This window comes from Thermocrispum agreste DSM 44070 (assembly GCF_000427905.1).
Taxonomy (GTDB): domain Bacteria; phylum Actinomycetota; class Actinomycetes; order Mycobacteriales; family Pseudonocardiaceae; genus Thermocrispum; species Thermocrispum agreste.
The window spans coordinates 19,464-45,587 of record NZ_ATYX01000005.1; the positions used below are offsets into that span (position 1 = coordinate 19,464).

At 69.1% G+C, this 26,124-nt stretch carries 26 protein-coding genes, 1 tRNA gene and 1 pseudogene; 8 read left to right on the plus strand and 20 right to left on the minus strand.

What is annotated here, in order from left to right:
- The 3 genes from YWY_RS0100095 to YWY_RS0100110 all read right to left on the minus strand — a co-directional run bounded on the left by YWY_RS0100095 (position 1) and on the right by YWY_RS0100110 (position 3,235).
- Positions 1-1,059 (minus strand): BMP family lipoprotein, encoded by a 1,059-nt coding sequence (locus YWY_RS0100095; protein WP_051309366.1) that lies wholly within the window; start codon positions 1,057-1,059, stop codon positions 1-3.
- Positions 980-1,990 (minus strand): GntR family transcriptional regulator, encoded by a 1,011-nt coding sequence (locus tag YWY_RS0100100; protein ID WP_156899032.1) that lies wholly within the window; start codon positions 1,988-1,990, stop codon positions 980-982. Before YWY_RS0100100 ends, YWY_RS0100095 begins: the two co-directional genes overlap by 80 nt.
- A gap of 396 nt (positions 1,991-2,386) precedes the next feature.
- On the minus strand, positions 2,387-3,235 hold the full coding sequence (locus YWY_RS0100110) for a glycerophosphodiester phosphodiesterase family protein (RefSeq protein WP_084608733.1): 849 nt from the start codon (positions 3,233-3,235) through the stop codon (positions 2,387-2,389).
- Between the two features lie 21 nt (positions 3,236-3,256).
- Between YWY_RS0100110 and YWY_RS0100115 the strand changes: the two genes are divergently transcribed.
- Both YWY_RS0100115 and YWY_RS0100120 read left to right on the plus strand, forming a co-directional pair.
- A complete protein-coding gene (locus YWY_RS0100115) occupies positions 3,257-3,637 on the plus strand; it encodes a hypothetical protein (RefSeq protein ID WP_051309370.1) in 381 nt (126 codons plus the stop codon).
- A gap of 670 nt (positions 3,638-4,307) precedes the next feature.
- Positions 4,308-4,913, plus strand: coding sequence for a dihydrofolate reductase family protein (locus tag YWY_RS0100120; protein WP_038044204.1), 606 nt, complete (start codon positions 4,308-4,310; stop codon positions 4,911-4,913).
- Positions 4,914-4,996: 83 nt separating this feature from the next.
- Here YWY_RS0100120 and YWY_RS0100125 read toward each other — a convergent pair whose 3' ends face one another.
- The 7 genes from YWY_RS0100125 to YWY_RS0100155 form a co-directional block, all read right to left on the minus strand.
- The gene (locus YWY_RS0100125) at positions 4,997-5,629 is read right to left on the minus strand and encodes a dihydrofolate reductase family protein (protein ID WP_028845961.1); all 633 of its coding nucleotides are present in this window, start codon (positions 5,627-5,629) and stop codon (positions 4,997-4,999) included.
- Entirely contained in the window at positions 5,630-6,121 is a 492-nt protein-coding gene (locus tag YWY_RS22955) for a hypothetical protein (protein ID WP_051309372.1), read from the minus strand.
- Positions 6,122-6,639: 518 nt separating this feature from the next.
- Positions 6,640-8,052, minus strand: a complete 1,413-nt coding sequence (locus YWY_RS0100135; RefSeq protein ID WP_028845962.1) for an SPFH domain-containing protein — start codon at positions 8,050-8,052, stop codon at positions 6,640-6,642.
- Positions 8,053-8,094: 42 nt separating this feature from the next.
- On the minus strand, positions 8,095-8,532 hold the full coding sequence (locus YWY_RS0100140) for an NfeD family protein (RefSeq protein ID WP_038044206.1): 438 nt from the start codon (positions 8,530-8,532) through the stop codon (positions 8,095-8,097).
- A 135-nt stretch (positions 8,533-8,667) separates the two neighbouring features.
- The gene (locus tag YWY_RS0100145; protein WP_028845964.1) at positions 8,668-9,477 is read right to left on the minus strand and encodes a DUF3097 domain-containing protein; all 810 of its coding nucleotides are present in this window, start codon (positions 9,475-9,477) and stop codon (positions 8,668-8,670) included.
- 119 nt (positions 9,478-9,596) lie between these two features.
- On the minus strand, positions 9,597-10,391 hold the full coding sequence (locus YWY_RS0100150) for an SCO1664 family protein (RefSeq protein WP_028845965.1): 795 nt from the start codon (positions 10,389-10,391) through the stop codon (positions 9,597-9,599).
- 2 nt (positions 10,392-10,393) lie between these two features.
- Positions 10,394-10,972, minus strand: coding sequence for a DUF3090 domain-containing protein (locus YWY_RS0100155; RefSeq protein ID WP_028845966.1), 579 nt, complete (start codon positions 10,970-10,972; stop codon positions 10,394-10,396).
- A 131-nt stretch (positions 10,973-11,103) separates the two neighbouring features.
- Here YWY_RS0100155 and YWY_RS0100160 point away from each other — a divergent pair, with 131 nt between their 5' ends.
- The gene (locus YWY_RS0100160; protein ID WP_028845967.1) at positions 11,104-13,047 is read left to right on the plus strand and encodes a prolyl oligopeptidase family serine peptidase; all 1,944 of its coding nucleotides are present in this window, start codon (positions 11,104-11,106) and stop codon (positions 13,045-13,047) included.
- Here YWY_RS0100160 and mptB read toward each other — a convergent pair.
- Complete coding sequence (gene mptB, locus YWY_RS19375) at positions 13,044-14,603, minus strand: polyprenol phosphomannose-dependent alpha 1,6 mannosyltransferase MptB (protein ID WP_245566501.1); 1,560 nt, start codon at positions 14,601-14,603, stop codon at positions 13,044-13,046. The genes YWY_RS0100160 and mptB overlap by 4 nt on opposite strands.
- A gap of 119 nt (positions 14,604-14,722) precedes the next feature.
- On the opposite strand from mptB, the gene YWY_RS0100170 reads away from it, so the two are divergent.
- Positions 14,723-15,712, plus strand: a complete 990-nt coding sequence (locus tag YWY_RS0100170) for a malate dehydrogenase (RefSeq protein WP_028845968.1) — start codon at positions 14,723-14,725, stop codon at positions 15,710-15,712.
- Positions 15,713-15,775: 63 nt separating this feature from the next.
- On the opposite strand, the gene YWY_RS0100175 is transcribed toward YWY_RS0100170, so the two are convergent.
- From YWY_RS0100175 to YWY_RS0100185, 3 genes are read right to left on the minus strand one after another with little or no spacing between them, the layout of a single operon-like run.
- Positions 15,776-16,492, minus strand: a complete 717-nt coding sequence (locus tag YWY_RS0100175; protein WP_028845969.1) for a histidine phosphatase family protein — start codon at positions 16,490-16,492, stop codon at positions 15,776-15,778.
- A gap of 49 nt (positions 16,493-16,541) precedes the next feature.
- On the minus strand, positions 16,542-17,378 hold the full coding sequence (locus YWY_RS0100180; RefSeq protein ID WP_028845970.1) for an undecaprenyl-diphosphate phosphatase: 837 nt from the start codon (positions 17,376-17,378) through the stop codon (positions 16,542-16,544).
- Positions 17,378-18,457 (minus strand): LLM class F420-dependent oxidoreductase, encoded by a 1,080-nt coding sequence (locus tag YWY_RS0100185; protein WP_028845971.1) that lies wholly within the window; start codon positions 18,455-18,457, stop codon positions 17,378-17,380. The genes YWY_RS0100180 and YWY_RS0100185 overlap by 1 nt, the downstream gene beginning before the upstream one ends.
- A gap of 81 nt (positions 18,458-18,538) precedes the next feature.
- On the opposite strand from YWY_RS0100185, the gene YWY_RS0100190 reads away from it, so the two are divergent.
- Genes YWY_RS0100190 through YWY_RS0100200 form a run of 3 tightly spaced genes read left to right on the plus strand, consistent with a single transcriptional unit; the run spans position 18,539 to position 20,521 of the window.
- Positions 18,539-19,510 carry an aldo/keto reductase gene (locus YWY_RS0100190; RefSeq protein WP_028845972.1) on the plus strand — a complete coding sequence of 324 codons (972 nt, stop codon included), beginning with the start codon at positions 18,539-18,541 and terminating at the stop codon, positions 19,508-19,510.
- On the plus strand, positions 19,503-20,276 hold the full coding sequence (locus YWY_RS0100195) for a YncE family protein (RefSeq protein ID WP_051309375.1): 774 nt from the start codon (positions 19,503-19,505) through the stop codon (positions 20,274-20,276). The genes YWY_RS0100190 and YWY_RS0100195 overlap by 8 nt, the downstream gene beginning before the upstream one ends.
- Complete coding sequence (locus YWY_RS0100200; RefSeq protein ID WP_245566502.1) at positions 20,273-20,521, plus strand: DUF5703 family protein; 249 nt, start codon at positions 20,273-20,275, stop codon at positions 20,519-20,521. The genes YWY_RS0100195 and YWY_RS0100200 overlap by 4 nt, the downstream gene beginning before the upstream one ends.
- A gap of 15 nt (positions 20,522-20,536) precedes the next feature.
- On the opposite strand, the pseudogene YWY_RS19380 reads toward YWY_RS0100200, so the two are convergent.
- Positions 20,537-21,849 (minus strand): annotated as a pseudogene (locus YWY_RS19380) (M20/M25/M40 family metallo-hydrolase).
- Positions 21,850-22,013: 164 nt separating this feature from the next.
- On the opposite strand from YWY_RS19380, the gene YWY_RS0100210 reads away from it, so the two are divergent.
- Positions 22,014-22,097: transfer RNA gene (locus YWY_RS0100210), tRNA-Leu, on the plus strand.
- Positions 22,098-22,171: 74 nt separating this feature from the next.
- Here YWY_RS0100210 and YWY_RS0100215 read toward each other — a convergent pair.
- From YWY_RS0100215 to YWY_RS0100235, 5 genes are all read right to left on the minus strand, one after another.
- Positions 22,172-22,426 (minus strand): hypothetical protein, encoded by a 255-nt coding sequence (locus YWY_RS0100215; RefSeq protein WP_028845975.1) that lies wholly within the window; start codon positions 22,424-22,426, stop codon positions 22,172-22,174.
- Between the two features lie 575 nt (positions 22,427-23,001).
- Positions 23,002-23,709 (minus strand): GntR family transcriptional regulator, encoded by a 708-nt coding sequence (locus YWY_RS0100220; RefSeq protein WP_028845976.1) that lies wholly within the window; start codon positions 23,707-23,709, stop codon positions 23,002-23,004.
- A gap of 81 nt (positions 23,710-23,790) precedes the next feature.
- The gene (locus tag YWY_RS19385; protein ID WP_051309377.1) at positions 23,791-24,528 is read right to left on the minus strand and encodes a DUF1275 family protein; all 738 of its coding nucleotides are present in this window, start codon (positions 24,526-24,528) and stop codon (positions 23,791-23,793) included.
- On the minus strand, positions 24,515-24,976 hold the full coding sequence (locus YWY_RS19390; RefSeq protein WP_051309379.1) for a hypothetical protein: 462 nt from the start codon (positions 24,974-24,976) through the stop codon (positions 24,515-24,517). Before YWY_RS19390 ends, YWY_RS19385 begins: the two co-directional genes overlap by 14 nt.
- Before the next feature lie 20 nt (positions 24,977-24,996).
- Entirely contained in the window at positions 24,997-26,109 is a 1,113-nt protein-coding gene (locus tag YWY_RS0100235; protein WP_028845977.1) for an FAD-dependent monooxygenase, read from the minus strand.
- Positions 26,110-26,124 lie beyond the last annotated feature (15 nt).

Below are 26,124 nucleotides of genomic sequence, written 5' to 3' on the forward strand. Positions count from 1 at the left end.
TCACTTGGCCCAGCTCGGATAGCCCTGCTCGGTGACGTCCCAGACCTCGACCTTCCCCTCGACGATGTCCTGCTTGGCCTGCTCGACCTTGGCCAGCACGTCCCCGGGGACGTCCTGCTTGGTGTACTTCATCGGCGACAGGCCGACACCGTCCTCCTTCAGGCCGTAGGCGATCGTGGTGCCGCCGGAGAGCTTGCCCTCGGCGTAGTCCCGCACCAGGTTCGACATCGCCAGGTCGGTGCGCTTGATCATGGACGTGAGCACATGACCTTTCGCAATGGCGTCCTGGTCGGTGTCCACGCCGATGGCGTAGTGCCCGGTCTCCTTCGCCGCCTGGATCACTCCGGCGCCCGTGCCGCCTGCGACCGCGTAGATGATGTCGGTGCCGTCGGCGTACATCTGCTTGGCGATCTGCTGGCCCTTGGCTGCGTCACCGAACGAGTCCGCGTACTTGATGTCGAACTGCACGTCGGGGTTCACCGATCGCGCGCCTTGCATGTAGCCGATCAGGAACTTGTCGATGCCGGTGCTCTTCGTGCCGCCGATGAACCCGATCTTGTTCGCGCCGTTGATCTTCGGGTTGTCCGTGTCCTTGGTGACCAGCCCGGCCAGCACCCCCGCCAGATAGGAGCCCTCGTGCTCCTTGAACAGGATGCTGGTGACGTTCGGGCCGTCGACCTCGACGTTGACGATGGCGAACTGGACGTCGGGGAAGTCCTTGGCCACCTTGCCGAGCATGTCCGCGTGCGAGAACTCCAGGTCGGCGATCAGCCCGTAGCCCGAGCCCGCCGCGGTGCGGACCAGTTGCTCGCCTTCCGCCACGATGTCCTTGGACTCGATCGGGCGGCCCGCCACGCCGTGCTTCTCGGTGGCCTCCTTGAAGCCTTGGTAGGCGAGGTCGTTGTAGGCCTCGTCGCCCAAGCCGCCCTGGGCGATGATCAATGCCGCCTTCTTGTCGGGCTGCTTGGCGGAGCCGCCGTCACCGTTGCCCGGCTCCACGCCGCACGCGCTCAGCAACAACAGCGCGGACATCACCGCCGCGATCCATGGTGCTCTCATCGCCAGGACCTTCTTTCTCGAATTTCGCCGGATGCGAGGACAGCTCGGTGTGGTACTCGTACAGCGAGCCGACGTAGTGTGCGACGACCGCTTCGATCAGATCGCCGGTGCGGTTGCGGGTCAGCCGCCGGACCTGCATCAGCGGGGCTCCCTCGGCGAGCGCCAGGTGGCCGGCCAGCTCGGCCGGGCAGCCGACGGCGCGCAGCGATTCCTCGGCCGACCACGGGTGCTGGCCGATGGCTTCCAACGCCCGGTAGAGCGAGAAGTCGGCGGCCGCGACCACGTCCTTGGTCAAGCCCGCCCGCTGGACCAGGTGGGCGGGCAGCACGGTCCGGTGAAAGCCGACGGCCACGTCGTCGACGTATCGGACCCGCTCCAGGACCACCAGATCCTGCGCGGCGGGGAAAGCGGATTCCGGCTCGCCGCGCTCGTCGCCGCTGCCGATCTCGAGGTAGGCGAGCAGGCGGTGGGACGGCACACCGTCGCCGGCCCGGGTCACCGCGGTGAAGCTGGTAAGTTCGGACAAACTGTGCCGTTTCGGGCGGGGTGCCACGAACGTTCCGCGGCCCTGTTGACGCTGGATGAGGCCTTCCCGATGCAGGGTGTCGAAAGCTTTGACGATGGTGGCGCGCGAGACTCCGAGCTCCTTGGCCAGCCCGGGCTCGCTGGGCAGCAGATCGCCGGGCTGGTACTTCCCCTGGTTGATCTGCTCGGCCAGCAGGCGGGCCACTTGGGCGTACAGCGGAGGGGCCTCGACACCACGGTCCAGCATTGACTTCTCCGGTTGATCGGTTGACCGGTCAAGTGGGACCGTAAGGCAAACCGGGCCCCGAATCAAGGGGTACAACAGGAAATTCCACGTGAATCGGACACGCTGTGCAGCTGTCTCATGCGGCACGCTCGGAATCACGGCGCTGGGCTGGTCGTCCACACGCCGTCGATACCCGGCCTCAGCGGACACCGGCACCGGGCCAGGCCGCGCCAATACTCACCATCCGTGAGCGGAGCGAGCCACGAGGGCTGCCCAGGACGAGCGGTTCCGCACGCGCTCCGGGAGCTCATGACCGCCGGGCACGACGGTTGTCCCGGCAATCGCATGCCAACCACGCGGCCTTGGTGCTTGCCTTCGCGCTGCGGCTCTGGCCGCGGCATCGGGCGTCGGCGGGTATTCAGGCCATCATCCCGGCTGCAGCGACTGCTGTGCCGGTGCCGCAGCTTGGGCACCGACGGCCAGCCCATCGGCTGCGATGCTGGTGGCCGGAGCCCGCTCCGTCGTCACCGACGTCACGCCCGGCACCGCCGGGCGAGGGGAGTGGTGCGGCCTCTGTCAGTTCTGCGCGTACCAAGCGCCGCGCTCACGGAGCACGTCGCGCAGCAAGTCGGGACGGTCGGTGACGATGCCGTCGACGCCGAGGTCGAGCAGGTGGCGCATCTGTGCGGGGTCGTTGACCGTCCACACGTGCACTTCGGCGCCAAGGCGGTGTGCTGCTCGCACGAAACCGCGGTCGACCAGGGTGAACCGCCCGAAGCGATGCGGGACCTGCGCCATGAGGCCGCGGATGAACTTGCGCACCGGCGCCGACGGCAGCCGGCCGCTGAACTTCATCGTCGCGATGTGACGCGGTCCCATGGCCGTGGCCAGCTTCGCTCCGGCGAGCTTGCGCAACCGGGCAAGGCGCCGCGAGGAGAACGACGCGAGCGCGACCCGGTTGGTCGCGCCGGCACGCTGGATGGCTCGCACCACCGGTTCCGCGGCCGAGTCGGCCTTGACGTCGATGTTGAAGTGCGCGTCCGGCAGCTCTTCGAACACTTCTTCGAGCCGGCTGATCGGCTCGACGCCGCCGACCTTGGCACGCCTGACCTGGGACCACGGCATCGACGCGATGGGCCCGGTGCCGTCGGTCGTGCGGTCCAGCGTCTCGTCGTGATGCGTCACGACGACGCCATCGGACGTGGCGTGCACGTCGGTTTCGATGTACTTGTAGCCCTCCTGGACCGCACGCCGAAACGCCGACATGGAGTTCTCCATGCCGGCCAGGTCGCCGACATGCCAGCCGCGATGGGCGAAAGCTCGGGGATTCGGGAACGACAGATACGGATGCACGATCTTGGTGTGCTCGACGGAATGCACGCTCTTAGTGTGCCTGCTCGGCGCGCCGCGGTGGTAATGCTGCATCGAGGAACTACCGTCTTTTTCATGATCGTCAAGACCAAGGGTAATTCGTCACGTGACGAATTAAGGGTCGTGCGACGGGAAGCGGAAGTGCGCCACTGCGGATGGTGTGGGGCGCGGTTGGACGACCGGGACCGGGTCGGCAGACGGCGGAGGTACTGCGGACACTCCTGCCGACAGCGGGCGTACGAGCAGCGCATCGCCGTTCAGCGTGGCGGATTGCCCGAGGACGCGGTCGTATTTTCCGGCAGCGAGATCGCTGCCTTGCAGGACAAACTGTTCCAGCTGCGGTGTGCCGCCGAGGATGTCGTGACGGCCGTGTCGGACGGTGCGACGCCCGCGGAGCTTCGGAGCCTGGCCGACGCGTTGGCGACCGCGGCGAAGGACGTCGAGCAGCTGCGCTAGCTCTCGGGTGGCCGCGCTCGCTCCTCGCTCAGGCGTCGACCGAAAGCCGATAATGCACATTATGTCAAGTTGACCCCGGCGGGGTGAGCGAGACCACTTCCCTGCAGGCTGGCTGCTACCCCCATCTGCACTACCCCGCGCGGGTGAGCGGCGTGTCGGATGCAGGCGAGGGTTCGCCCGTTCAAGCCGGGACTGCTCCGCGCGCACGCGGCCGGGGCGGTTCGTGGCATGAAGCGAACGGCGACGGCTTCTCGGCATGCTCAGCGAGATCAAGTCATGCCGCATCCTGCGCAAGTTGGACTCTCCGATCGCTTCCGCGACGTCATCGCTCCCGTCATCACAAAAGCGATCGGCTCGGAACCAGGCCCAGAACGGCGCCGGGAGACGAACGACCAGCGCACACTCGACGCGTCCAGTTGCCGGAGTATCAGGTTCGCGCGCTCCACTTTATGCACCTCGTCGCCTACCGGCCGGCCATCGCTGGACGAAGCCAGCAGGCGCCTGCCGGCTCTCCCCTGCCGTCCTGGCCCGCGTCTTCTTGGTTTGGTGCCGAGCCGGACACTGTGACGACGGTCGAACGGCACTCTGTGGCTGCCAACCGATGATTGAGCGCGCCCCGGTCTGTCCAACCAACGTCGGGCAAGACATCACGGACCATGGAGGGGCCATCATGGCCGCGGAAGTTCTCGTCGACTTCATCACGTCGCTGGACGGTTACGCCTCGGGTAAAGGCTGGCCCGGGTTCTGGGGCCTGGAGAGCCCCGAGTACCTGGCGTGGCTGGGTGAGCAGCCGAAGGTCACCTATCTCACGGGGGCGAACACGTACCCGCTGATGTCGGGCTTCGCCAGCGGCCAGGTGCCCGAAGGGGTGGACGAGTTCCGGTCGGAGGAAGAAGAATCCTTCGACCAGCTCACCAGGGCGCGCAAGATCGTGTTCTCCTCCACGCTCGAGGAACCGTTGCAGTGGGCCAACACGACGCTGATCCGCGGCGACGCCGTCGCGGCGGTGCGCGAGCTCAAGGAGAAGGAGGCGGGGATTCTGAGCACCATCGGCAGCCTCACGTTGTGCCGGTCCCTGCTGCAGGCGGGCCTGGTCGATCGGTTCCGCGTGGTAATGTTCCCGGTCATCACCGGGGCCACCGGCGAGGAGCGTATCTACGACGGATACCCGGACGTCGCGCTGGAGATGACCGAGCACCGGACGTTCGAAGGCGGACTCCAGCTGGTCGAGTACAAGCCCCGCGTGCTCGAACGGCCACCGCTTCCCGTGTCGTGACACACCGCGCAGCGGAACGCACGAGGGGCCGGGCAGCCGCCCGGCCCCTCTGCTTGCTCCGGATCAGTTCGTGTTGCTCTGGATCAGTTCGTGGTCCTGGTGAACGTCACGTGGGTGACCCCGCTGGGCGACGAGATCGCCTCGACGTGGAAGTCCTTCTCGACACCCTCCAGGCCGGTCCACAGGTTGACCCCGCGGCCCAGCACGATCGGCACGACCACGATGTGCATGTAGTCCACCAGGCCTGCGGTGAGGAACTGCTGGATGACCGTTGCGCCACCGCCGAGGCGTACGTCTTTGCCGTCCGCGGCGTCACGGGCCATCTCCAGCACCTTCTCCGGCGGCGCGTCGACGAAGTGGAAGGTCGTCCCGCCCTCCATCTCGATCGACGGCCGCGGCCTGCGGGTCATCACGAACACCGGGGTGTGGAACGGCGGGTTGTCGCCCCACGGGCCCTTCCAGTCCGGGTCGTCGTGCCAGCCCGGGTAGCCGAACTTGCCCGCGCCCATGATCTCGGCGCCGAAGCCGTGCCAGTACTGTGCGGCGAAGGCGTTGTCGACGCCGCGGCTGCCGCCGCTCTGCCAGGTGTCCGTGGCGACCATCCACTCGTGCAGGCGCTCCCCGGCGTGGCCGAAGAACTCCCCTTTGGCCCTGCCCTCGCCGGTGGCGAAGCCGTCGAGCGAGATGGAGAAGTTGTGTACCCGTAGCTGTGCCATCTACTCCCCTACCCTGTCGAGTTGATCTTGAGGGGCCGCGCCGAGGAAGCCCGGTGTGCGCTCGAAGACGAAGTCGAAGTCCTTGCGCCACGAGCCGCCACGGTTCTCGCTGGTGTCGGCATGGCCGACGATGCGGTCGGAATCGACGGAGGCGACGAGGCGCTGGTGCATGTCTGGGTCCTTGCGGACCATCTCCCACGTCGTGCCGTCGAACGTGGTCGGAAAGATCCGGCAGACACCGCGTTCGTCGTGGTAGAGCGTCGCGTAGGTGCCCGCCCGCCGCTCCGGCCGATGGCCAGCACCATCTCGCCCGGCGTCCCGCCGACGTCGGCGGAGATCTGCCACCGGAACACGACGAAGGCATCTTCGATGCCAGGACCCGGTCGCGACCCCGGAGACTTCCGTACCTTCCGGCAGGAACCACGCATGCTTCAGCGTTGCCCGCCACGAGCCCACCAGGACGTCGAATCTCTGCATCGCCTTGTTGCGCATGCACTCCTCACTTCGTCCGCCCCTCGCCTGCTATGACCGGCTGAGCCCGGTGAACTCATCGGTGGTGGCCGGGAGAACCGGAGAAGAACTGGGCAGTCCAGGGAACACGGGAGGGCGGACATACGGCTATCCGGCCTGCGATGCATCGCTGCTGTAGCGCCCGCAGGCCCACCCGGACCTACGACGACGTCACGCGACGGGCCGGACCGCCTCCTGCCTGAGCACGACGTGCCTGGTGTGGCACAGGCCGATTCGCTGCTAGCCATCCGGTCCTGCCGACGAATCCGAACCGGCACATGACACGACCCCCGCATGTGCCCGCGAAGCCGAACCGGTACATGACACAGCACCGCATGTGCCCACGAATCCGAACTGGCACATGACACGACCCCCGCGTCGGCGGGTGACGACAGCCGGTGGGCCGACCGCGCCGCACGCCCACACGAGCTGCCCTGTGACAAGAAGACGCCGCGGCTGCACGCAGCCGCGGCGTCTTCCTCAGGATTCGGAATCCCGGTTCACACTTGCGGAGGCGGACCGCCCATCGGAGGACCAGCCGGCGGGGCAGGCGGAGGCGGAGTCTGCCCCGGCCCAGGCGGCGGCGCGGTCGGCGGAGTGCTCGGCGGTGCCGCCGGAGGCGCAGGTGGCGGCGGAGTCGGCGGGGTGGCCGGTGCCGCCGGAGTGGCAGGTGCCGGTGGGGCGGCGGGTGCCGGCGAGCTCGACGAGCCGGACGACTCGGTGACCTGCTGCGCCGACTGCGGCAGCTTCGACGGGTCACCCTTCAGCGCGCTGGACGCCGACGGTGGCGTGGTCGAGCCGCCCTGGCCAAGCGGGCCGGCGACCTGACGGCGAGCGACCTCCTCGGCCTCCCGCACCGCAGCGGCGACCTCCGGGTCGGTGGAGGTGTCGAACCAGTCCTTGACGTCCTCGTCGTCCAGCTCAGGCGGCGGAGCGCTCTCCTGCGGTGGCTCGTAGCGGAACACACCGTCGTCGCCCGGCGCGCCGAGCATCTTGGCGAAGCCTTCCAGCGCCTTGCCGTAGTCGCTGGGCACCAGCCACACCTTGTTGGCGTCACCCTGCGCCATCTGCGGCAGCGTCTGCAGGTACTGGTAGGCCAGCACTTCCGGGGTCGGCTTGGCCGCCTTGATGGCCGCGAACACCTTCTCGATGGCCTTGGCCTGACCCTGTGCCTGCAGGTAGCGGGCGGCCCTTTCACCCTGGGCCCGCAGGATGCGTGACTGCCGCTCCGCCTCGGCGTGCAGGATCGCCGCCTGCTTGGCACCTTCCGCGGCCAGGATCTGCGACTGCTTCTGCCCCTCGGCCTTCTTGATGGACGACTCCCGGTCACCCTCGGCGTTGAGGATCATCGCGCGCTTCTCACGGTCGGCGCGCATCTGCTTTTCCATCGAGTCCTGGATCGACGGCGGCGGGTCGATCGACTTCAGCTCGACCCTGGCCACCCGGATGCCCCACCGGCCGGTGGCCTCGTCCAGCACGCCGCGCAGCGCCTGGTTGATCGCGTCACGCGAGGTCAGCGTCTCCTCCAGGCTCATGCCACCGACCAGGTTGCGCAGCGTGGTGATGGTCAGCTGCTCGACACCGACGATGTAGTTGGAGATCTCGTAGACCGCCGCGCGCGGGTCGGTGACCTGGAAGTAGACGACCGTGTCGATCGACACCGTCAGGTTGTCCTCGGTGATCACCGGCTGCGGCGGGAACGACACGACCTGCTCACGCAGGTCGATGCGGGCGCGCACCTTGTCCAGGAACGGGACCAGGAAGTTCAGGCCGGGTGCCGCCACGGTCTTGAACTTGCCCAGCCGTTCGATCACCGCGGCCTGTGCCTGCGGCACGACCATGATCGCCTTCACCACGGTGACGACGACGAACAGGATGATGATCGCTATGACGACCAATGCACCAGTGGACAAAAGTCACTCTCCTCTTCCGTGAGGTCGGCGGTCACGGCGTGGTCAATCCATCAGCGGGTCGGCGGACACGATGGCGGTGGCGCCGGAGATCTCCACGACGGTGACCGTGGTGCCCGGTTTGATGACGTGCCCGGGCACGTTGTTGCGCGCCGTCCATTCCCCGCCGGCCAGCTTCACCAGGCCACTGTTGCTGTCGATCTCGGACAGCGCCACGGCCTTGGCGCCGATCAAAGCCTCCGTGTTGGTCTTCATGCCGATGCCGTGCAGGAAGCGGCGCTTGAGCGCAGGCCGGGCGAAGATCAGCAGGCCCAGCGAGGCGATGCTGAACACCGCCACCGCGATCCACTGATTGTCGGTGAGCGCCGATGCGCCGGCACCGGCGAGCGCGCCCACACCGACCAGCACCAGCCAGAAATCGCCCGACAGCATCTCCGCGGCCATCAGGGCGATGCCCGCGCCGAGCCAGATCCACGCTGCCATGCGGCCTATCGTGTCAGATATCGCCCAGGTGTCAGTGACGATAGGCGCTGGCGTGATCTTGCCGTGATGTTCCGGGGCCGGTTCGGCGCCCTGGTATCACCCGAACGAAGGACAAGCCTGGTGCGGAATGCACCGTCAGCCGGACGTCCCCGTGGTGACGAAATCGATCAGCCGTTCCACCGCGCCGATGAGCGGCGTCTCCACGTCGCGATAGCTGCGGACTTTCGACAGGATGTGCTGCCAGCCCTCGTAGGGTTCACCCCAGCCCAGCGCAGCGCACACGCCTTCCTTCCACGGCCGGCCCGGCGGCACCGCCGGCCACTCCCCGATACCCAGCGACGCGGGTTTGATCGCCTGCCAGATGTCGACGTACGGGTGTCCGGTCACCAGCACGTCGTCGTCGTCGATCGCCTGCACGATGCGGGACTCCTTGCTGCCGGGCACCAGGTGGTCGACCAGCACACCCAGCCGCCGGTGCGGGGCGGGACCGAAGTCGGCGACGGCGGCGGGCAGCAGGTCGATGCCGTCCAGCGGCTCGACCACGACCCCTTCGACGCGCAGGTCGTGGCCCCAGATGCGCTCGATCAGCTCGGCGTCGTGCTTGCCTTCCACCCAGATCCTGGACGCGCGGGCGGTCCGGGCCCGCAGCCCCTCCACGCGCACCGACCCCGATGCCGACAGGCGCTTGGACGGCTGCTTGCCCGAGCGCGGTTTGACCAGGGTGACCGGCTTGCCTTCGAGCAGGAACGCGGCGGGGGCCAGGGGGAACACCCGGTGGTTGCCGTGCCGGTCCTCCAGTACCACGCTGTCCTGCTCCACGCCGACGACAGCGCCGCAGAACCCGCTCGCCGGATCCTCGACCACCAGACCGGGATCGGCCGGAACCTCGGGAACCTGGCGCCGGCGCCTGCCGGAGAAGATGTCGCCGTAGGAATGAGCTCGCACGCGGCAGAGGGTAACGGCCGGGGCGGCGCCGCAGCGCCGTTCTCGCCCGCGCGTCGCCGGTTCCGCCGTGGTGGCGGCGTTCACGCCCCGCCGTCACGCGCTTGCGTCGGGGCGCGGCGTCAGAACAGCGGCCAGGGTATGGCCCGTACCTGCTCGGCCGGTGTGGGGAACACTCCGGCAGCCAGCAGCTTGTCCGTGCGATCGGCCAGTGCCCGGATCTCCGCGGACGTGATGTGTTCGGCCAGGTGCTCGCCGAGCTCACCGTCGATGGCGGCGCGCAGCTTGGCCAGCTTCTCGCGCGCGGTTTCCGGCAACGGCTCCCCCGCCCAGCCCCACAACACCGTGCGCAGCTTCGGTTCGGCGTGCAGGCAGATGCCGTGGTCGACGCCGTAGGCGCGGTCGCCCGGCCCGTGCAGTACATGGCCGCCTTTGCGGTCGGTGTTGTTCACCACGACGTCCAGCACCGCGAGTTCGGCCACGTCCGGGCGATCGGCGTGCGCCAGCACCACCGGTTCGCCGGATCGGTCGCGGGCGACGAGCACCTGGCGCCAGCCGTCCGGCACCTCGTCGGGCCGGTGCACGTCGACCAGCTCCTCGCCGGCGGTGTCGATCCACAGCTGGACCATCCCCGGCCCGAACGGCCCGTCCCGCAGCACGGTCGGTGGAATCAGCCCGAGGCCGCTATGCCGGGCGATCGTGTACGTGGCCACTTCGCGGCCGGCCAGTGTGCCGTCCGGGAAGTCCCACAGCGGGCGCTCCCCGGCGATCGGCTTGTACACCGCGTGCGCGGTGCGGCCGTCCAGCTCGACGGTGCAGAACAAGGTGGCGTTGGAGGCGTCGACCAGGCGGCCGGACAGCTCGAGGGTGCCGTGGGTGATCAGGGTGAGGTCGTCCGGCTCCGGCTGCCGCGTCACGGTCACTCGCCGCCAAACAGGCCGGGTTCCCGCCGGTACCCGTTCTGGCGCGGGCAGATGTGGCCGTCCGGGTCCAGCGGCTCGGCGCACAGCGGGCACGGCTTGCGTCCCGCGGCGATCACCCGCCCGGCACGCTCGGCGAACGCCCTGGCGTAGGCCGGTGACAGGAACACCCGGACCGCGTCCGGCCCTTCCTCGGTGTCGTCGAGGACCACCGTCTCGTCGATTTCCTCGTCGGTGACGGCCAGCAGTTCGATCACCACCGAGTCGGTTTCGGCGTCCCAGCCCAGCCCCATGGTGCCGACCCGGAACTCGGCCTCCACCGGCACTTCGAGCGGGTCGTTGTCGATCATGTCGGCCGGCGCCTCCGCCGGGATGTCGGCGTCGAATCGTGCGGCGACCTCGTCCAGCAGCGTGCTCAGCCGTTCGGCGAGCACGGACAGCTGCTGCTTCTCCAGCAGCACGCTCACCAGCCTGCTGTCGGAGCTGGCCTGCAGGTAGAACGTGCGGTCACCTGGCTGCCCGACCGTTCCGGAGACGAACCGGTCAGGATGGCGGAATACGTGAATGACCCTGGACATGGCAGCTCGAGACTAGGCTACCCAAATCTGCCCGGCATGATCGACCAGCGCGTTCGCCCGTGGCGTACGCGCTGGTCGGCACGGGGCGCAATGCGCAGCGGCGCAGGCGCGGTCGTGGCAAGGTGGCTGCCGTGACGACGATTGCCCCGTACGGAAGCTGGACATCCCCTATCACCGCACAGCAGGCCGCGGAAGTCGGCAGGCCGCTGCAGTGGACCGGATTCGTCGGTGACGAGGTGTGGTGGGTCGAGCCGCGCAGCACCGAGGGCGGCCGCTACACCGTCGTGCGGCAGACACCCGACGGGCCGCAAGAGCTGCTGCCTGCTCCGTGGAACGCCCGCAATCGGGTGCACGAGTACGGCGGCCAGCCGTGGACAGCCGTCGACGGCACGCTGGTGTTCACCAACTGGGACGATCAGCGGGTCTACGCCGTCTCCGTGGACGAGCAGGCGGAGCCGCGGCCGCTGACACCCGAGCCGGATCGCCCGCACGGGTACCGCTACAGCGACCTGCAGCCCGGGCTGCCCGGCGAGGCATGGATGGTGCGGGAGACCGTGACCGGACCGCATCCCACGGACGTGGTACGCGACCTGGTGGCCGTGACGCTGACCGGCGAGGTGCGCAGGCTGGGCGCCAGTCACCATTTCATGACCGCGCCGCACCTGTCGCCAGACGGTCGGCTGGCCGCGTGGATCGGCTGGGACCACCCGAACATGCCATGGGACTCCACGGAGCTGGTTGTGGCGGAGATGCAGGCGGACGGCACGTTCGGACCACACCGCGTGGTGGCCGGTGGCCGGGACGTCTCGGTCTGTCAGGTCGCCTGGGATGCCGACGGTTCCTTGCTGGCGCTCATGGACCCCGACGGCTGGTGGAACCTGCACCGCCTCACCCTCTCCGCCGACGGGATGACGACCAAGTGCCTGTTCGCGGCGGAGGAGGAACACGGCGGGCCGCTGTGGACGCTCGGCCTCCGTTGGTTCGCACCGCTGGGCGGCGAGCACGCCGGCAAGTACGTGCTGCTGCGCAAGGGGCGGCCCGCGGTGCTCGACCCCGCAGCGGGCACCCTCACCGACGTCGACGTCGACCTCCCGTCGTGGGCACCGTCGCTGGCTGCGCGCGGTGGCCGGATCGCCGGCGTCGCCGCAGGCCCGAAGCAGCTCGGGCGGGTGGTGACCGTCGACCTGGATGCCGGGTCGGCCGTGGCCACGCTCAGCCATCCCACCACCGAGCTGCCCCCGGCCGAGTACCTGCCAGAACCGCAGGAGCGTTTCTTCAGTGGACCGGACGGGGACGTCCCGGCGTTCGTCTACCCGCCGACGAATCCCGACTTCGCCGCCCCGGAGGGCGAGCTGCCGCCGTACGTGGTTCACGTGCACGGCGGGCCGACCAGCGCGGTCAGCCCCACGGCCGACCTGCAGATCGCCTACCTCACCAGCCGCGGCATCGGCGTGGTCGCGGTCAACTACGGCGGCTCCACCGGCTACGGACGGGCCTTCCGGAACCGGCTCCGCGGCAACTGGGGCGTGGTCGACGTCGCCGACTGCGAAGCCGTCGCCAAGGCACTGGCGGCCGAGGGCACGGCCGACGGCAAGCGGCTCGGCATCCGGGGCGGCAGCGCCGGTGGCTACACGTCGGCGCTGTCGGCGGTGACGTGCACGACGTATGCGGCCGCGACGATCATGTTCCCGGTCATCGACATGCTCGGCTTCGTCGAGGGCGGTACCCACGACTTCGAATCCCAGTACCTGTTCGGCCTCGTCGGCACGCTGCCGGAGGACCGCCAGAAGTACGTGGACCGCTCCCCCATCACCCACACCGACTCGCTGGCCTGCCCGGTGCTGCTGTTGCAGGGCCTGGAGGACGAAGTGTGCCCGCCGGAGCAGGCCCAAGCGTTCGTGGACGCCATCCGGGGCCGCGGCATCCCGCACGCCTACGTGGCGTTCGAAGGCGAACAGCACGGGTTCCGGCGCGCCGAGTCGATCGTCACCGCGCTGGAGTCCGAGCTGTCCTTCTACGGGCAGGTGTTCGGATTCGAGCCGGCCGGTGTGCCGACGCTGCGGCTGGAGCGCTAGCGGTCGGGCGTTCGGCTGCGTCGCGGCTGCTCGCCGGCCTCGGCGGTGGCGCTGGGGGCTGCTCGGCGCGGGCGGATCTCCTGCCACCCCCGCGCCAGCAGCTCCCGCAGCGCCAGCGGTTCCGGCTGCACCATGGCCCGCGCCGCCAGGTACATGGCCACGAACACCATGGCCATGTACCACCAGTTGTAGAGCGCCTGCTCCCCGGTCGGGTAGAAGGCCAGCACGAGGAAGACCGAGCCGCCGACCACCACGGCCATGGCCCGTGGCGTCCAGGTGAAGCCGGCCGCCACCACCAGGGCCCAGGAGAAGTACCACGGCAGCGTCGGCGGTGCCAGCATGGCGACCGCCAGCAGCGTGATCGCCAGGTGCTTGACGGCCGTGACCCCGCCGTTGCGTGCTTGCCACCACTGCCAGGTCGCGAAGCAGGCCAGCACCAGCCAGGCCACCCCGCGCGCCCCGGTGACGAACGGCGATTGCGGGACGTCGACGAACAAGTCGGCCACGAAGTGCAGCAGCTGGCCGATCCCGGTCGGGAAGTTCAGCCAGTTCTTGATCAGTTGCGGGCCGTCCAGGGCGCCCAGCCAGCCGAAATTGATCGAGCCGAGCGACAACCAGGTGCCTGCGGCGTAGACCACGGCGAACAGGCCGACGGCGGGCACGAAAGCGGTGACGAAGTTGCGCACCCGCCCGCGCTCGGCGGGCAGATGGTTGGCCCAGATCCACACGATGAACGGCAGGACCAGCGCGCCGGTCGGCTTGATCAGCATGGCGAGGGTGCCGAGGAACACCGCGAGCAGGTGCTTGCGCTGCAGCGCGGCCAGTACGCCACCGGCCAGGAAGGCCAGCATGATCAGCTCGTTGTGCGGGCCACCCCACAGATGCACCACCATCATCGGGCTGGCCACGGCCAGCCACAGCGCGATCGCCGCCCGTCCGCCGAGGTGCGGGGCGAGCTTGGTCAGCACCCAGACCAGGGCGAGCAGGCCGGGCAGCAGGGCCAGCCGCAGCACGATGACGCCGAGGATAGGGTCGTCGCCGGTCAGCGTGACCACGCCCTTGGCGATGGCCAGGAAGAGCGGACCGTAGGGCGACGGGGTGCTCTGCCACGCCGTGTAGACGTTCTGCACTACGGTCGGCAGGCCCTCGACCATGTTCGGCGCGTTGGTGTAGGGGTCGAGGTCGTACAGCAGGGCGCCCTGGGCGAGATAGACGAACGCGTCGCGGGTGAACAGCGGCGGCGAGATCAGCAGCGGGGCCATCCAGCACGCCGCGGCGACCAGCACCGCGGTCGCGTCGGCCTTGCCCCGCAGCACGTACCGGCCGAGCCGGATCCACGCCAGCACGGTCAGCCCGAACCCGGCGTACAGCACCCAGGTGGCCAGCCATCGGCCGTGCCCGTAGCGGATCCACGACAGCGGGCCCGCTCCGATGACCGGGTCGGAGATCAGGATCCCGCCCGCGCCGAGCGCGGCGAGCATCATCAGCACGCTGCCGACCGTTCCGGCGGCGATCGTGCGCAGCGGCAGGCGCGAGGCAACGAATGTTGCGCGCACCTCGCGTCGAGACTGTTCCATATCGGAGATGAACGCTACACCGCCGCCCGGAGGCGGTGCCCAGGCGCTCTGGGTGGGATAGCATCCGCAACGATTCGACGTCGCGCATAGGAGTGCTCATGACCAACGCCCCTGTCAACGTCACCGTCACTGGTGCGGCTGGCCAGATCGGCTACGCCCTGCTGTTCCGCATCGCTTCTGGCCAGTTGCTCGGCGCGGACAGGCCGGTGCGGTTGCGGCTGCTGGAGATCCCGCAGGCGATGCGGGCGGCCGAGGGCACCGCGATGGAGCTGCAGGACGCGGCCTTCCCGCTGCTGGCCGGGGTGGACATCTTCGACGACCCGCGCAAGGCGTTCGACGGCGTCAACGTGGCGCTGCTGGTGGGGGCCCGGCCGCGCACCAAGGGCATGGAGCGCCGGGACCTGCTGGAGGCCAACGGCGGGATCTTCAAGCCACAGGGCGAGGCGATCAACGCGGGCGCCGCCGACGACGTGAAGGTGCTGGTGGTCGGCAACCCGGCGAACACCAACGCGCTCATTGCGCAGCAGAACGCGCCGGACGTGCCCGCCGAGCGGTTCACCGCGATGACCAGGCTGGACCACAACCGCGCCAAAGCGCAGCTGGCGGCCAAGCTCGGCGTGTCGGTGGCCGACATCTCGAAGATGACCATCTGGGGCAACCACTCGGCCACCCAGTACCCGGACCTGTTCCACGCGGAGGTCAACGGCAAGCCGGCCGCCGAGGTGGTCAACGACCAGCAGTGGCTGGAGAACGAGTTCATCCCGCGGGTGGCCAAGCGGGGCGCCGAGATCATCGAGGTGCGCGGCGCCTCGTCGGCCGCGTCCGCGGCATCGGCGGCCATCGACCACATCCACGACTGGGTCAACGGCACCCCGGACGGTGACTGGGTGTCCATGGCCGTGCCGTCCGACGGCTCCTACGGCGTGCCGGAGGGCCTGATCTCGTCGTTCCCGGTCACCTGCGCCAACGGGGAGTACTCCATCGTGCAGGGCCTGGAGCTGAACGAGTTCTCCCGTGCCAGGATCGACGCTTCCGTGCAGGAACTGGCCGAAGAGCGGGACGCGGTGCGCAACCTCGGCCTGATCTGATCCAGCGCCTCGCGCGTGCGACGGCCCGGCAGGGCGTTCCGGCCCGCCGGGCCGTTCGTCGTGTCAGGCTCCGGTCGTTCCGCCGACGACCGCGTCGGATCCGTCCGCGGGCGAACCGCTCCCCTGCCCCGGCTTCTTCTCGTCCGGCCTCGGGACGATCGATTCCAGCGAGCCGCCACAGTCGTTGACCCGCAGCACGAACGTGCGCAGCGGACTGTAGCGGACCACCGAGATGGACGCCGGGTCGATCACGATGCGCTGGAACGAGTCCAGGTGCTGGCCCAGCGCGTCGGCGAGCAGGGCCTTGATCACGTCGCCGTGCGAGCACAACAGCCACACCGCGTGCTCGCCGTGCTCGCGGGTGATGGCCGCGTCGAGCCTGCGCACCGCGGCCACGGCGCGCGCATGGACGTCGGCGAGCCCTTCCCCGCCCGGGAAGACGGCCGCTGACGGGTTGTGCTGCACCACCCGCCACAGCGGCTCCTCCACCAGGTCGGACAGTTTGCGCCCGGACCACTCGCCGTAGTCGACCTCGGACAGCTGCTCCTCGACGATCGGTTCGAGGTTGCGCTCCCTGGTCAGCGGCAGCACCGTCTCCGCGCACCGCTGCAGCGGCGAATGGACCACCGCGGCCAGCGGCACCTGGGCCAGCCGCCCGATCAGGTCGGTGGCCTGCCCGCGGCCGTGGTCGTCCAGCCCGACACCGGGCAGGCGCCCGGCCAGCACGCCGTCACCGTTGGCCGTCGAGCGAGCGTGCCGCAGCATGATCACGGTGCCCACGTGGTTCAGGTTAGCCGCAGATTCCGGCTCGTGGCCCGGGCGGCAAGGATCAGATGTCCGGACCCGCCTGCGGATCCAGCACCCCGGTGAACACCAGCACCAGCAGGACCACGCCGAGTACGATGCGGTAGATCACGAACGGCAGGAAGCTGTGCCGCTTGATGTAGGCCATCAGCCACGCGATCACCGCGTAGCCGACGCCGAACGCCACGACGGTGGCCAGCAGCGTCGGACCCCAGTCCGGTGAGGCGCCGTTGCCGATCTCGCGCAGCTCGTAGATGCCCGAACCCAGGACCGCGGGGACGGCCAGCAGGAACGCGTACTCGGCGGCGTCGGCCCGCTTGTAGCCCAGCAGCCGACCCGCGGTGATCGTGCCACCGGAGCGGGACACCCCCGGGATGAGCGCCATGGCCTGGGCGAACCCGAAGCCGAGGCCGTGCGGGACGGTCAAGTGGTCGAGGTCGCGGACCTGCCTGCCGTAACGGTCGGCCAGCCACAACAGGACGGCGAAGACGATCAGCACCATCGCGGTCAGCCGCAGGTCGCGGAACACCGAGTGGATCTGCTCCTGGAACAGCAGGCCCAGCACCACGATGGGGATCGAGCCGACGATGATCAACCAGCCCAGCCGGGCGTCCGGGTGATGCCGGTAGTCACGCCGGTACAGGGAGAAGAACCAGGCACGCAGGATCCGCCCGATCTTGCCCGCGAAGTAGATCACCACGGCAAGCTCGGTGCCGATCTGCGTCACGGCGGTGAACGCCGCACCCGGGTCACCCCAGCCGGCCAGGGCCGCGGTGATCCGCAGGTGTGCGCTCGAAGAGATCGGCAGGAACTCGGTCAGTCCCTGCACGATGCCCAAGATTGCCGCTTCCAACCACCCCACTACGAGACTCCTGCCTTGTCACATGCCTCGGCGGCCGCGCGCAGCGTCGCGACCGCGTCGAGCGAACCTGAACCACCGCCTGCCGGAAACGGCAGGACATTGAGGGTGCCGACACCGGCATCGGCGTACGCCTGCAGCCGGTCGGCGATGCGGTCGACCGGACCGAGCAGCGACGTGGCGTCCAGGAACTCCACCGGGATCGCCTGCATCGCCGCCTGGTAGTTGCGCTCGAGGTAGAGCCGCTGCACCTCGTCCGCCTCGCGCTCGAAGCCCATGCGGCGGGCGTGCGCGTTGTAGAAGTTCTTCTCCCGGCTGCCCATTCCGCCGAGGTAGAGGGCGGCGTAGCCGCGGACGGCGTCAGCGCACTTGCGCCAGTCCGGGCCCACCACCGGCACCGACGGAGCGATGTCGAAGCCGCCCGGCCCGGTGAGGGGCCGCCCGGCGGCGTCGGCACCGGCGCGCAGGTGGCGCACCTGCTCGCCGGCGTGCTCGGGCGAGAAGAAGACCGGCAGCCAGCCGTCGGCGATCTCGCCGGTCAGTTCCAGGTTGCGCGGGCCGATGGCGGCCAGATACACCGGCAGCTCGGCGCGTGGTGGCCGCAACTGCAGGTGCAGTGGCTTGCCTGGGCCGTCCGGCAGCGGCAGCGTGTAGTGCCTGCCGGAATAGCGCAGCTTCTCCCGGCGTAGTGCGCGCCGCACGATCTCGACGTACTCGCGGGTGCGTTCCAGCGGTGCGTCGAAGCGGACGCCATGCCAGCCTTCCGAGACGACCGGCCCGGAGACCCCCAGGCCGAGACGGAACCGGCCGCCGGTCAGGGTGTCCAGCGTGGCGGCCGTCATGGCGGTCATGGCGGGCGTGCGTGCGGGGATCTGGAACACCGCAGCGCCCAGGTCGATCGTGCTGGTGCGAGCGGCGAGGTAGCCGAGCACAGTGGCAGCGTCCGAGCCGTACGCCTCGGCGACCCACACGCAGGAGTAGCCCAACCGTTCGGCCTCGACGGCCACGTCGAGCCAGGCTTGCGCGCGGGCCGGATTGGCGGCCGTGCTCGACCAGTACCCCACGTTCAGTCCGAGTCGCACGGGCACGGACTCTATGGCTCGTGCGACTCGCCACCGCACGGGGGTGGCGCGAAGCGATCATCGCTGACATAGGCTGCCTGCATGCGGCAACGGCGGCTGGGCAATTCGGGTCTGCGGGTCTCCCGCCTGGGCCTGGGCACGATGAGCTGGGGGGAGGCCACCGACGCCGACGAGGCGGCCAGCCAACTGGCGGCCTTCGTCGAGGCGGGCGGCACCCTGGTCGACACCGCCGACGTGTACTGCGACGGCGAGAGCGAACGCATCCTCGGTGGGTTGCTCGACGACGTGGTGCCGCGTGACCACATCGTCATCGCCACCAAGGCGGCGGCGAAACGCAACGACGGACCGTTCGGTTCCGGGGCGTCGCGCGGTGCGCTGCTGAATGCGTTGGACGGGTCGCTGCGGCGGCTCGGGGTGGACCACGTCGACCTGTGGCAGGTCCACGTCTGGGACGGCCAGGTGCCGCTTGAGGAAACCTTGGCGGCGGCGGACCACGCGGTCGCCACCGGCAAGGTGCGCTACTGCGGGGTCAGCAACTACACCGGCTGGCAGCTGGCCGCCGCGGCGGCCGCTCAGCAGGGCGGGCCGAACCCGATCGTGTCGGTGCAGTCGGAGTATTCGCTGCTGGAGCGCGGGATCGAGCGCGAGGTTGTGCCTGCTGCCCGGCATTTCGGCGTGGGCTTGTTGCCGTGGGCGCCGCTCGGACGCGGAGTGCTGACCGGCAAGTACCGCGGCGGGACGCCGCCGAACTCGCGCGGCGCGGATCCCGGCTATGCCGGCTATGTCGATCATCACCGCAACGACCGGGCAGCTCGCATCGTGGAGGCGGTAGCCACCGCGGCGGAAGGGTTGGGAACGTCACCGCTGGCGGTGGCCCTTGCCTGGGTACGCGACCGGGACCTTGTCGCGGCACCGATCGTCGGCGCCCGTGACACCGCCCAGCTGGCCGCTTCACTGGCGGCGGAGGAGCTCGAGCTGCCTGCGGAGATCACCGCGGCGTTGGACGACGTGAGTGCCATCGAGTTCGGATATCCGGAGCAACGCCGTGGCTGAGCGCGCGGTGGCCAGCTTGCTGGTAGCCGTGCTGGCGCTGACCGGGTGCGCGGACGGCGGTGACGGCACCAGCATGCCGGACGATCCCCTGCAGGTCACGGACAAGCTGGTCGCCGCCACCCCGGCCCGCTCCCCCGCCACCACGACCGAGCCTGCGGGCACGGTCCGGCCGGGTGAGCCGCTTCAGCAGGCGCATCGCACGGCTCGGCTCGGCGAATGGACGCTGATCGCACGCGGCAGGGACGGCATCGAGGTCCGGCGTGGCGGCAAGCGCGTGAAGATGATCACCGACGACCTGGCGAGCGCGGACCAGGTTTTCGTCGCCGACGGGCATGCCGCGGTGCTGGACCGGCTGCGCAGCGCGCTCTTCCAGGTGGACGTGGAAGCCGGCGAGGTGCGGCTCGGGTTGCGGGCGGGGCAAGGCGCCACGAACGGCACTGTCGACGAGTTCGGGCGGGTGCTGGTGGTGGACACCCGGCGCGGGGCGCTGCTGGCTTTCAGCCTCGAGCCGCTGCTGCTGCGGCAGCGCTATCCCGTGCCGGGGTCGCCTTACGGCATCGCCTACGACGCGCGGCGGAACGTCGCCTGGGTGACGGTCACCGAGACGAACGAGGTCGTCGGGTTCGACGTCGCGGGTGGCGAGCCGCAGGAACGATATCGGTTCCCTACCGTACGGCAGCCGAATTCGGTTACGGTCGATGCACACACAGGTGACGTGCTGGTGGCTTCGGGCGCCGGCGAAGGGAACCAGGTGATTCGACCGTGACTACCGGGGCGGTGGACGACGGGGACAACCAGACGGCGGTGGTCGACGGGAAGTGGGAGTACCGTCGGCTGCGCATTCCGCCTGGCGTGTCACGACCGACGGCTGCCATGCAGCTGGCCATCCATGCGGAGTTCTCCGGTTGGGAGCTGTCCAACGTGCGGCTGTACGCCGACGGGTCGCGCCGGGTGTGGCTGCGCCGCAAGCAGCAGCCTTCCAACGTGGGCCTGCCCGGGCTGATCACCTGACGCGACCGTAGCGCGTCAGCAGCTCCGCAGGAACCGGTCGAGCACGCGGGTGCCGAACTTCAGCGCGTCGACCGGGACGCGCTCGTCGACCCCGTGGAACAGCGCGGTGAAGTCCAGGTCGGCGGGCAGCTTGAGCGGGGCGAACCCGAAGCAGCGGATGCCGAGCTTGCTGAGTGCTTTGGCGTCCGTGCCCCCGCTGAGCATGTACGGCAGCGTGTGCGCCTCCGGGTCCTCCGCCCGCACCGCGGCCTTCATCGCCTCGACCAGCGGGCCGTCGAAGGTCGTCTCGACCGGGGGCAGCTCCAGCCACTCGCGCTCGACGTCCGGCCCCAGGATCTCGTCCAGTTCCCGGTTGAACGCCTCCATGCGGCCGGGGAGGATGCGGCAGTCCACCGTGGCCTCGGCGACCGACGGGATGACGTTGGCCTTGTAGCCGGCCTTGAGCATCGTCGGCGTGGCCATGTCGCGCAGGGTCGCACCGATGACACGGGAGACGTTGCCGAGCTTGGCCACTGCGGCGTCGAGGTCGTCCTCGGGAAACTCCAGGCCGGTGATCTCCGAGACGCCGGCGAGGAATTCGCGGACGGAGTCGGTGAGCACCAGCGGGAAGCGGTGATTGCCGAGCCGGGCGACCGCCTCGGCGAGCTTCGTCACGGCATTGTCGTGGTTGATCATCGACCCGTGCCCGGCCCGCCCCCGCACTCGCAGGGTCATCCACCGGATGCCCTTCTCCGCGGTCTCGATCAGGTAGGCGCGCTGGTCGTTGTTGAGCGTGATGGAGAACCCGCCGACCTCACCAATGGCTTCCGTGGCGCCCTCGAACAGGTCGGGGCGGTTGTCGACCAGCCACTGTGCCACTGTGCGCCGTAGGTGCCGCCGGCCTCCTCGTCGGCCAGGAAGGCGAAGATGATATCGCGCGGCGGCACGATGCCTTCCCGCTTGTAGTACCGGGCAATGGCCAGCGTCATGCCCAGCATGTCCTTCATGTCGACCGCGCCGCGGCCCCAGACGTAGCCGTCCTGGATGGCACCGGAGAACGGGTGCACGGACCACTCGGTGGGGTCCGCGGGCACCACGTCGAGGTGACCGTGGATCAGCAACGCGTCGCGGCCGGGATCGGCCCCGGGCAGCCGGGCGAACACGTTGCACCGGTTCGGGGCACCGGACTCGACCATCTCGGTTTCGTAACCGACCTCCTGGAGCTTGGCGGCCACGTACTCGGCCGCTTCCCGCTCCCCCACGACGGTGGCCGGATCACCGGTGTTGGTCGAGTCGATCTGGATGAGTTCACTGGTCAGCACGACGGACTCGGCTGCGGCGGCGTCGATCCCGCCGGCAGCGGCCGGGCTTTCGTGGTGGGCGCACACATAGGGATTCCTACCATTGCCCGCCGCTGCGCGTGGTGAGGCCGACTGCGCCGCGCCGTGGTGAACGTCAACGGGACCCCCCGTGGCATTGATCTTGCCGCATCCGCTACCCTGGACGCCGCAAAGTCCGGGTGGCGGAATGGCAGACGCGCTAGCTTGAGGTGCTAGTGCCCGTTAAGGGCGTGGGGGTTCAAGTCCCCCTCCGGACACGGTTGCTAGTTCACCCGCGCTGCGGGCTGCATGGTTGCAGACGCGATCTTGTCCTCGGGCGCGTGCAGGACGTTCAAGCCCAGCGTCGAGTAGGCTTCGGCAAGCCGCTCTGGCTTGCCGTGTTCAAGGCATTTCGGACGTCGCCCAGCGAGTCGATCATGGCGTAGATCTCAGCCTCTGCGATGGCGTCGCTGACTGCTGCCGTGCTGAGGACCGCCCTGGCTGCGTCGCGTTCGGCACGGGTGGCGTTGATCGATTCGACCAGTGCGGCGGACTCTCCCCCGACTTCGATGGCGTCCCTGCAGCCTTCGTAGCCGCCTTTCGGCATCTCTCCGCGTACACTCCGCTCGCTCCCGCGCCGATGAGTCGACTTGAGTGCCGCCTGTCGATTGCGAACAGACCACAGCGGCAACCGTCGCATCGACATCGGCGCGGTAGAACAGCTGGCCAACCCAGTCATCGACCACATCCGGACAACGTCCGCCCGGATACAGACGGCTGGCGGGTGCTCAGCCACAGCAGCCGAACCGGGCGAGCGTGCGGGCTGGGCAGCGGACACCGGATGTCCCGGCGTCGGGTGAGCCGGACCTGCCAAGTCGGTGAAACGGCGGACACCGTGCCCACGCCGCCGCCCCCTACCACCCAATTCATGGTCAGCGCACCGATCCACTGCCAGCCGGTAGACGCGCTGAGCAGGGGCGAGATCTTGCAGCAGTTGCGCGCTGGATCGGCCCGTTCGATCTGCCGCGGCGGCATGGACGGCGCGTCAAGATGAATTGCGTCAGAGTCCTCGCGGGCGACCGCTCGCCGTGGCTTCAGCGTCTCACTCGCGCCGGACGGCCATACCGAGAGCCGGTCCCAGCCACAGATGCCGCCCGTTACGGACGTTCGGGACGCCCCGGTTCATGCCCGCCGCTCGTGCTCCTCGACGTAGCGCGCCAGCGACTCGCTGGCCGACTTGATGTGGTCGACCATCGCCCGCCGCGCCGCTTCGGCATCATGCGCCAGGATCGCTTCGGCGATTCGTTGATGCTCCTGCAGGTTCTGCTTCAGCAACCGCGTGTTGCCCTTGTACGCCGGGTAGCTCGAATTGAGCGGGAGCCTGCGGCCGATGTCTTCCAGGCTGAGCATCAGCTGCCGGTTGCCCGACCCGGCCACGATCGCGCCGTGGAAGTCGCTGTTGGCCTTCGCCCAGCGCTCGTTCGCCTCGTCCGACTCCGACAGCTCGGGGCTGCCGGTGTACCGCTCGATGGCGTCGGCGAAATCGTCGAGCGCGCGCTGCATCTGCAGCACCTGGGCGTCGTTGATCCGGTGCACGGCCAGCTCGGCCGCCAGCCCTTCGATGGCCGCTCGGACCTCTCCCAGCTCGCGCACGTCCCGGCCGGAGTGCCCGTTCACCCGGGCACCCCGGTTCTTGACGATCGTGACGATGCCCCGGGCGTGCAGGACTCGGAGTGCTTCCCGGACCGGGGTTCGGCTCACCCCGAACTCCTCCGCGATCGAGTTGTGCCGCAACCACGACCCGACCGGAATGACGCCGTTGAGGATCCGGCGCTGCAGCTCCTCGGCCACCCGGTCGCTGATCGACTCAGAACCCTCGATGTCGTCCATATGGGATACGCACTCCTCGCGATGGAATCCTCACCCCGGCTGTTGGTATGTAACGGGAGGATTATGCATCCACTCGCGTGATCAGCTTGGGGTGGTCCGCCCGAAACGTCTACTGCCAGACGGCAGTACCACGCCCAGCGCGAGGACCAGCACCAGGGGCACCAGTTGCGTCAGCGGTGCCAGCGCCCATGCCTTCGCGGTGAGCACCGCGCCGAGTGCGGCTCCGCCGATCAGCCCGAGCAACAACGCGGCGTTGCGCCCGACGCTGCGGACACCCCCTCCCGTCGCCAGCCGGACGACGAGTCCGGTGAGCGTGCCGGTCAGGTAGGTCGTCGACAAGCCCCTGGCGCCGAAGCGCTGCACGGTGCTGCTCTGCAGGCCCAGCGCCACAGCATGCCCGCCAAGCAGGATCAAGCGCACTGTTTCGCCACGCTCGGGCCCGGTGACCCACCAGACGACCGAGAGCATCACGGTCAGCACGGTCTGCACCGCCAGCGCACGGGTGACGGCGGCCGGCCACACCGGATCACCGGATTGCGGCAAGCCCGCCAGCCGTGCGCCGAGGGCGCACCCGACGACGAAACTGATGATCGCGCTGACCGCCAGCACGATCAGGCTCCCGTCGGCCGTCGCCGCGCCGACGCCGGTGATCACCATGTTCCCGGTCATCACGCTGGCGAACGCTCCGCCGAGCGCCAGGAATCCGATGGCGTCCGTCGCTCCGCTGTTCACCGCCAGCAGCACCGCCAGGCGGTCCCGGACACGTTCCTGCGCGGCGCGACGGGCGTCGTTGCGCTGCAGCTGGTCAGCCCCAGGCATACGTGACGCGCTTCTCCTTGGGCTCGACGAAGTCGTTCGGGTCGATGATGTCGTGGTCGCGACCGGACAGCCCGCGGCCGTTGGACTGTGGTTTGCCCGGTTCCTCGGTCGCCGACTCCCGCACCAGTTCGATGATGTAGTGGGTGACCGGGTGGTCCTCGAGGTTCTTCAGCCGGTGCGGTTTGAGGCCACCATGCCGGCCGACGGTCTTGAAGAACGCGTAGCCCGCCTCGGCGTTCTGGACATGGCTGAACTCTTCTTCCTCGTCGAACTCCATCGACGCGGCGCGGCCCGGCTGTGGCCACAGGATCAGGTGGTCGTACTGGTGCGAGTGGTAGAAGATCGCTTCACCTGGCTGCAGCGTCATCGCCCACACCCGCACGTGCTCGTTGGCGAAGATCAGTTCGTTTCCCGGGTCGGTGGAAAACCCCTGCGGTGTCGAGTTCATGATTTCTCCTTGTCGTCTGGTCACAGCCTGCTGGCTTCGAGTTCGCGCACTTCCTGCAGGTACGCCGCGATGGCCTCGGCGGTCGCGGGCACGTTGCGGTCGATCGACCCCTCGACGCCGGCTTGCGCACGGTCCACGTAGGGGCGCTGGCGCTTCTCGTACTCGGCGAAAGCGGCCGCATGGTCGTTCGGGTGCTTTTCCAGTGCCTCGGCGAGGAAGTAGCTGCCGCTGATGGCAAGCGATGTGCCACGCCCGGACAGCGGTGAGGCACAGTGGGCCGCGTCACCGACCAGTACCACCCGGCCCTTGGACCACGCCGGCATCTTGGTCTGACCGCATTCGTCGAAGTACAGGCCATCGCTTTCGCCCATACGCGCGACGAGCTCCTGGATCCGCCACACGTCGTCCCGGTAGACGCTGCGCAGGACTTCGTGGACAGCTGCCTGATCGCGGTAGTCGATGTCGAGCTTCGGCGACCGGAAGTACCCGGCCACGATCTCCTCGCTCGGCGTCTGCAGCAAGCTGAGCATCCGGCCGGGCGCCAAGTGCATCTGCCCAGGCGTGCCGGCAGGCGCGGGTGGGCCGACCGGCGCCAGGACGACGTAGACCCCGAGGAAGTTGACATAGTCTTCTTCCGGGCCGAACACCAGCGCGCGGGTCCGCGAGTGAATGCCGTCGGCGCCCACGACCAGGTCGTAGTCGTCCTCGGTCCCGTCACTCAGCACGACGTGGACCGAGTCGCCGTTGTCGGACAGCTCGGTGACCGTGGTGGAGAACCGCACATCGGTGTTCTCCTCGAGTGCTCCGGCCAGGATCGGCATCAACTTCGGCCGGGGGATCTCGATGTCGTCTGGCCGGTCGTTGGCGTACCTGGTGGAGAAGCCCGCAATGCGTTTTCCTTCGTCGTCGACGTACTCCGTGCCGACGGTCATGCTGATCTCGGCAGCTCGGATCTCGTGGTAGATGCCCATTTCCCGGACCATGTCCAGGGCATCGCCGCGCACGTCGATCGGCGAGCCGGTCGTCCGGACGGCAGGTGCCTGTTCGATCAAGGTGACCGTGTGGCCGCGGCGCTGCAGGGTGATGGTGGCGGACAGGCCGGCCACACCGGCCCCGGTTACCAGAACTTTCATGAGTGATCCGATCCT

Excerpts from the sequence above, each read along its gene's own strand:
- YWY_RS0100095 (WP_051309366.1), bottom strand. The coding sequence starts at position 1,059 with ATGAGAGCACCATGGATCGCGGCGGTGATGTCCGCGCTGTTGTTGCTG.
- YWY_RS0100110 (WP_084608733.1), bottom strand. The coding sequence starts at position 3,235 with ATGCAGCATTACCACCGCGGCGCGCCGAGCAGGCACACTAAGAGCGTG.
- YWY_RS0100115 (WP_051309370.1), top strand. The coding sequence starts at position 3,257 with ATGATCGTCAAGACCAAGGGTAATTCGTCACGTGACGAATTAAGGGTC.
- YWY_RS0100120 (WP_038044204.1), top strand. The coding sequence starts at position 4,308 with ATGGCCGCGGAAGTTCTCGTCGACTTCATCACGTCGCTGGACGGTTAC.
- YWY_RS0100125 (WP_028845961.1), bottom strand. The coding sequence starts at position 5,629 with ATGGCACAGCTACGGGTACACAACTTCTCCATCTCGCTCGACGGCTTC.
- YWY_RS22955 (WP_051309372.1), bottom strand. The coding sequence starts at position 6,121 with ATGCGCAACAAGGCGATGCAGAGATTCGACGTCCTGGTGGGCTCGTGG.
- YWY_RS0100140 (WP_038044206.1), bottom strand. The coding sequence starts at position 8,532 with ATGGCAGCGTGGATCTGGCTCGGCGCGGGCATCGCCCTGATGGCCGCG.
- YWY_RS0100155 (WP_028845966.1), bottom strand. The coding sequence starts at position 10,972 with ATGTCCAGGGTCATTCACGTATTCCGCCATCCTGACCGGTTCGTCTCC.
- YWY_RS0100170 (WP_028845968.1), top strand. The coding sequence starts at position 14,723 with ATGACCAACGCCCCTGTCAACGTCACCGTCACTGGTGCGGCTGGCCAG.
- YWY_RS0100190 (WP_028845972.1), top strand. The coding sequence starts at position 18,539 with ATGCGGCAACGGCGGCTGGGCAATTCGGGTCTGCGGGTCTCCCGCCTG.
- YWY_RS0100215 (WP_028845975.1), bottom strand. The coding sequence starts at position 22,426 with ATGCCGAAAGGCGGCTACGAAGGCTGCAGGGACGCCATCGAAGTCGGG.
- YWY_RS0100220 (WP_028845976.1), bottom strand. The coding sequence starts at position 23,709 with ATGGACGACATCGAGGGTTCTGAGTCGATCAGCGACCGGGTGGCCGAG.
- YWY_RS19385 (WP_051309377.1), bottom strand. The coding sequence starts at position 24,528 with ATGCCTGGGGCTGACCAGCTGCAGCGCAACGACGCCCGTCGCGCCGCG.
- YWY_RS19390 (WP_051309379.1), bottom strand. The coding sequence starts at position 24,976 with ATGAACTCGACACCGCAGGGGTTTTCCACCGACCCGGGAAACGAACTG.
- YWY_RS0100235 (WP_028845977.1), bottom strand. The coding sequence starts at position 26,109 with ATGAAAGTTCTGGTAACCGGGGCCGGTGTGGCCGGCCTGTCCGCCACC.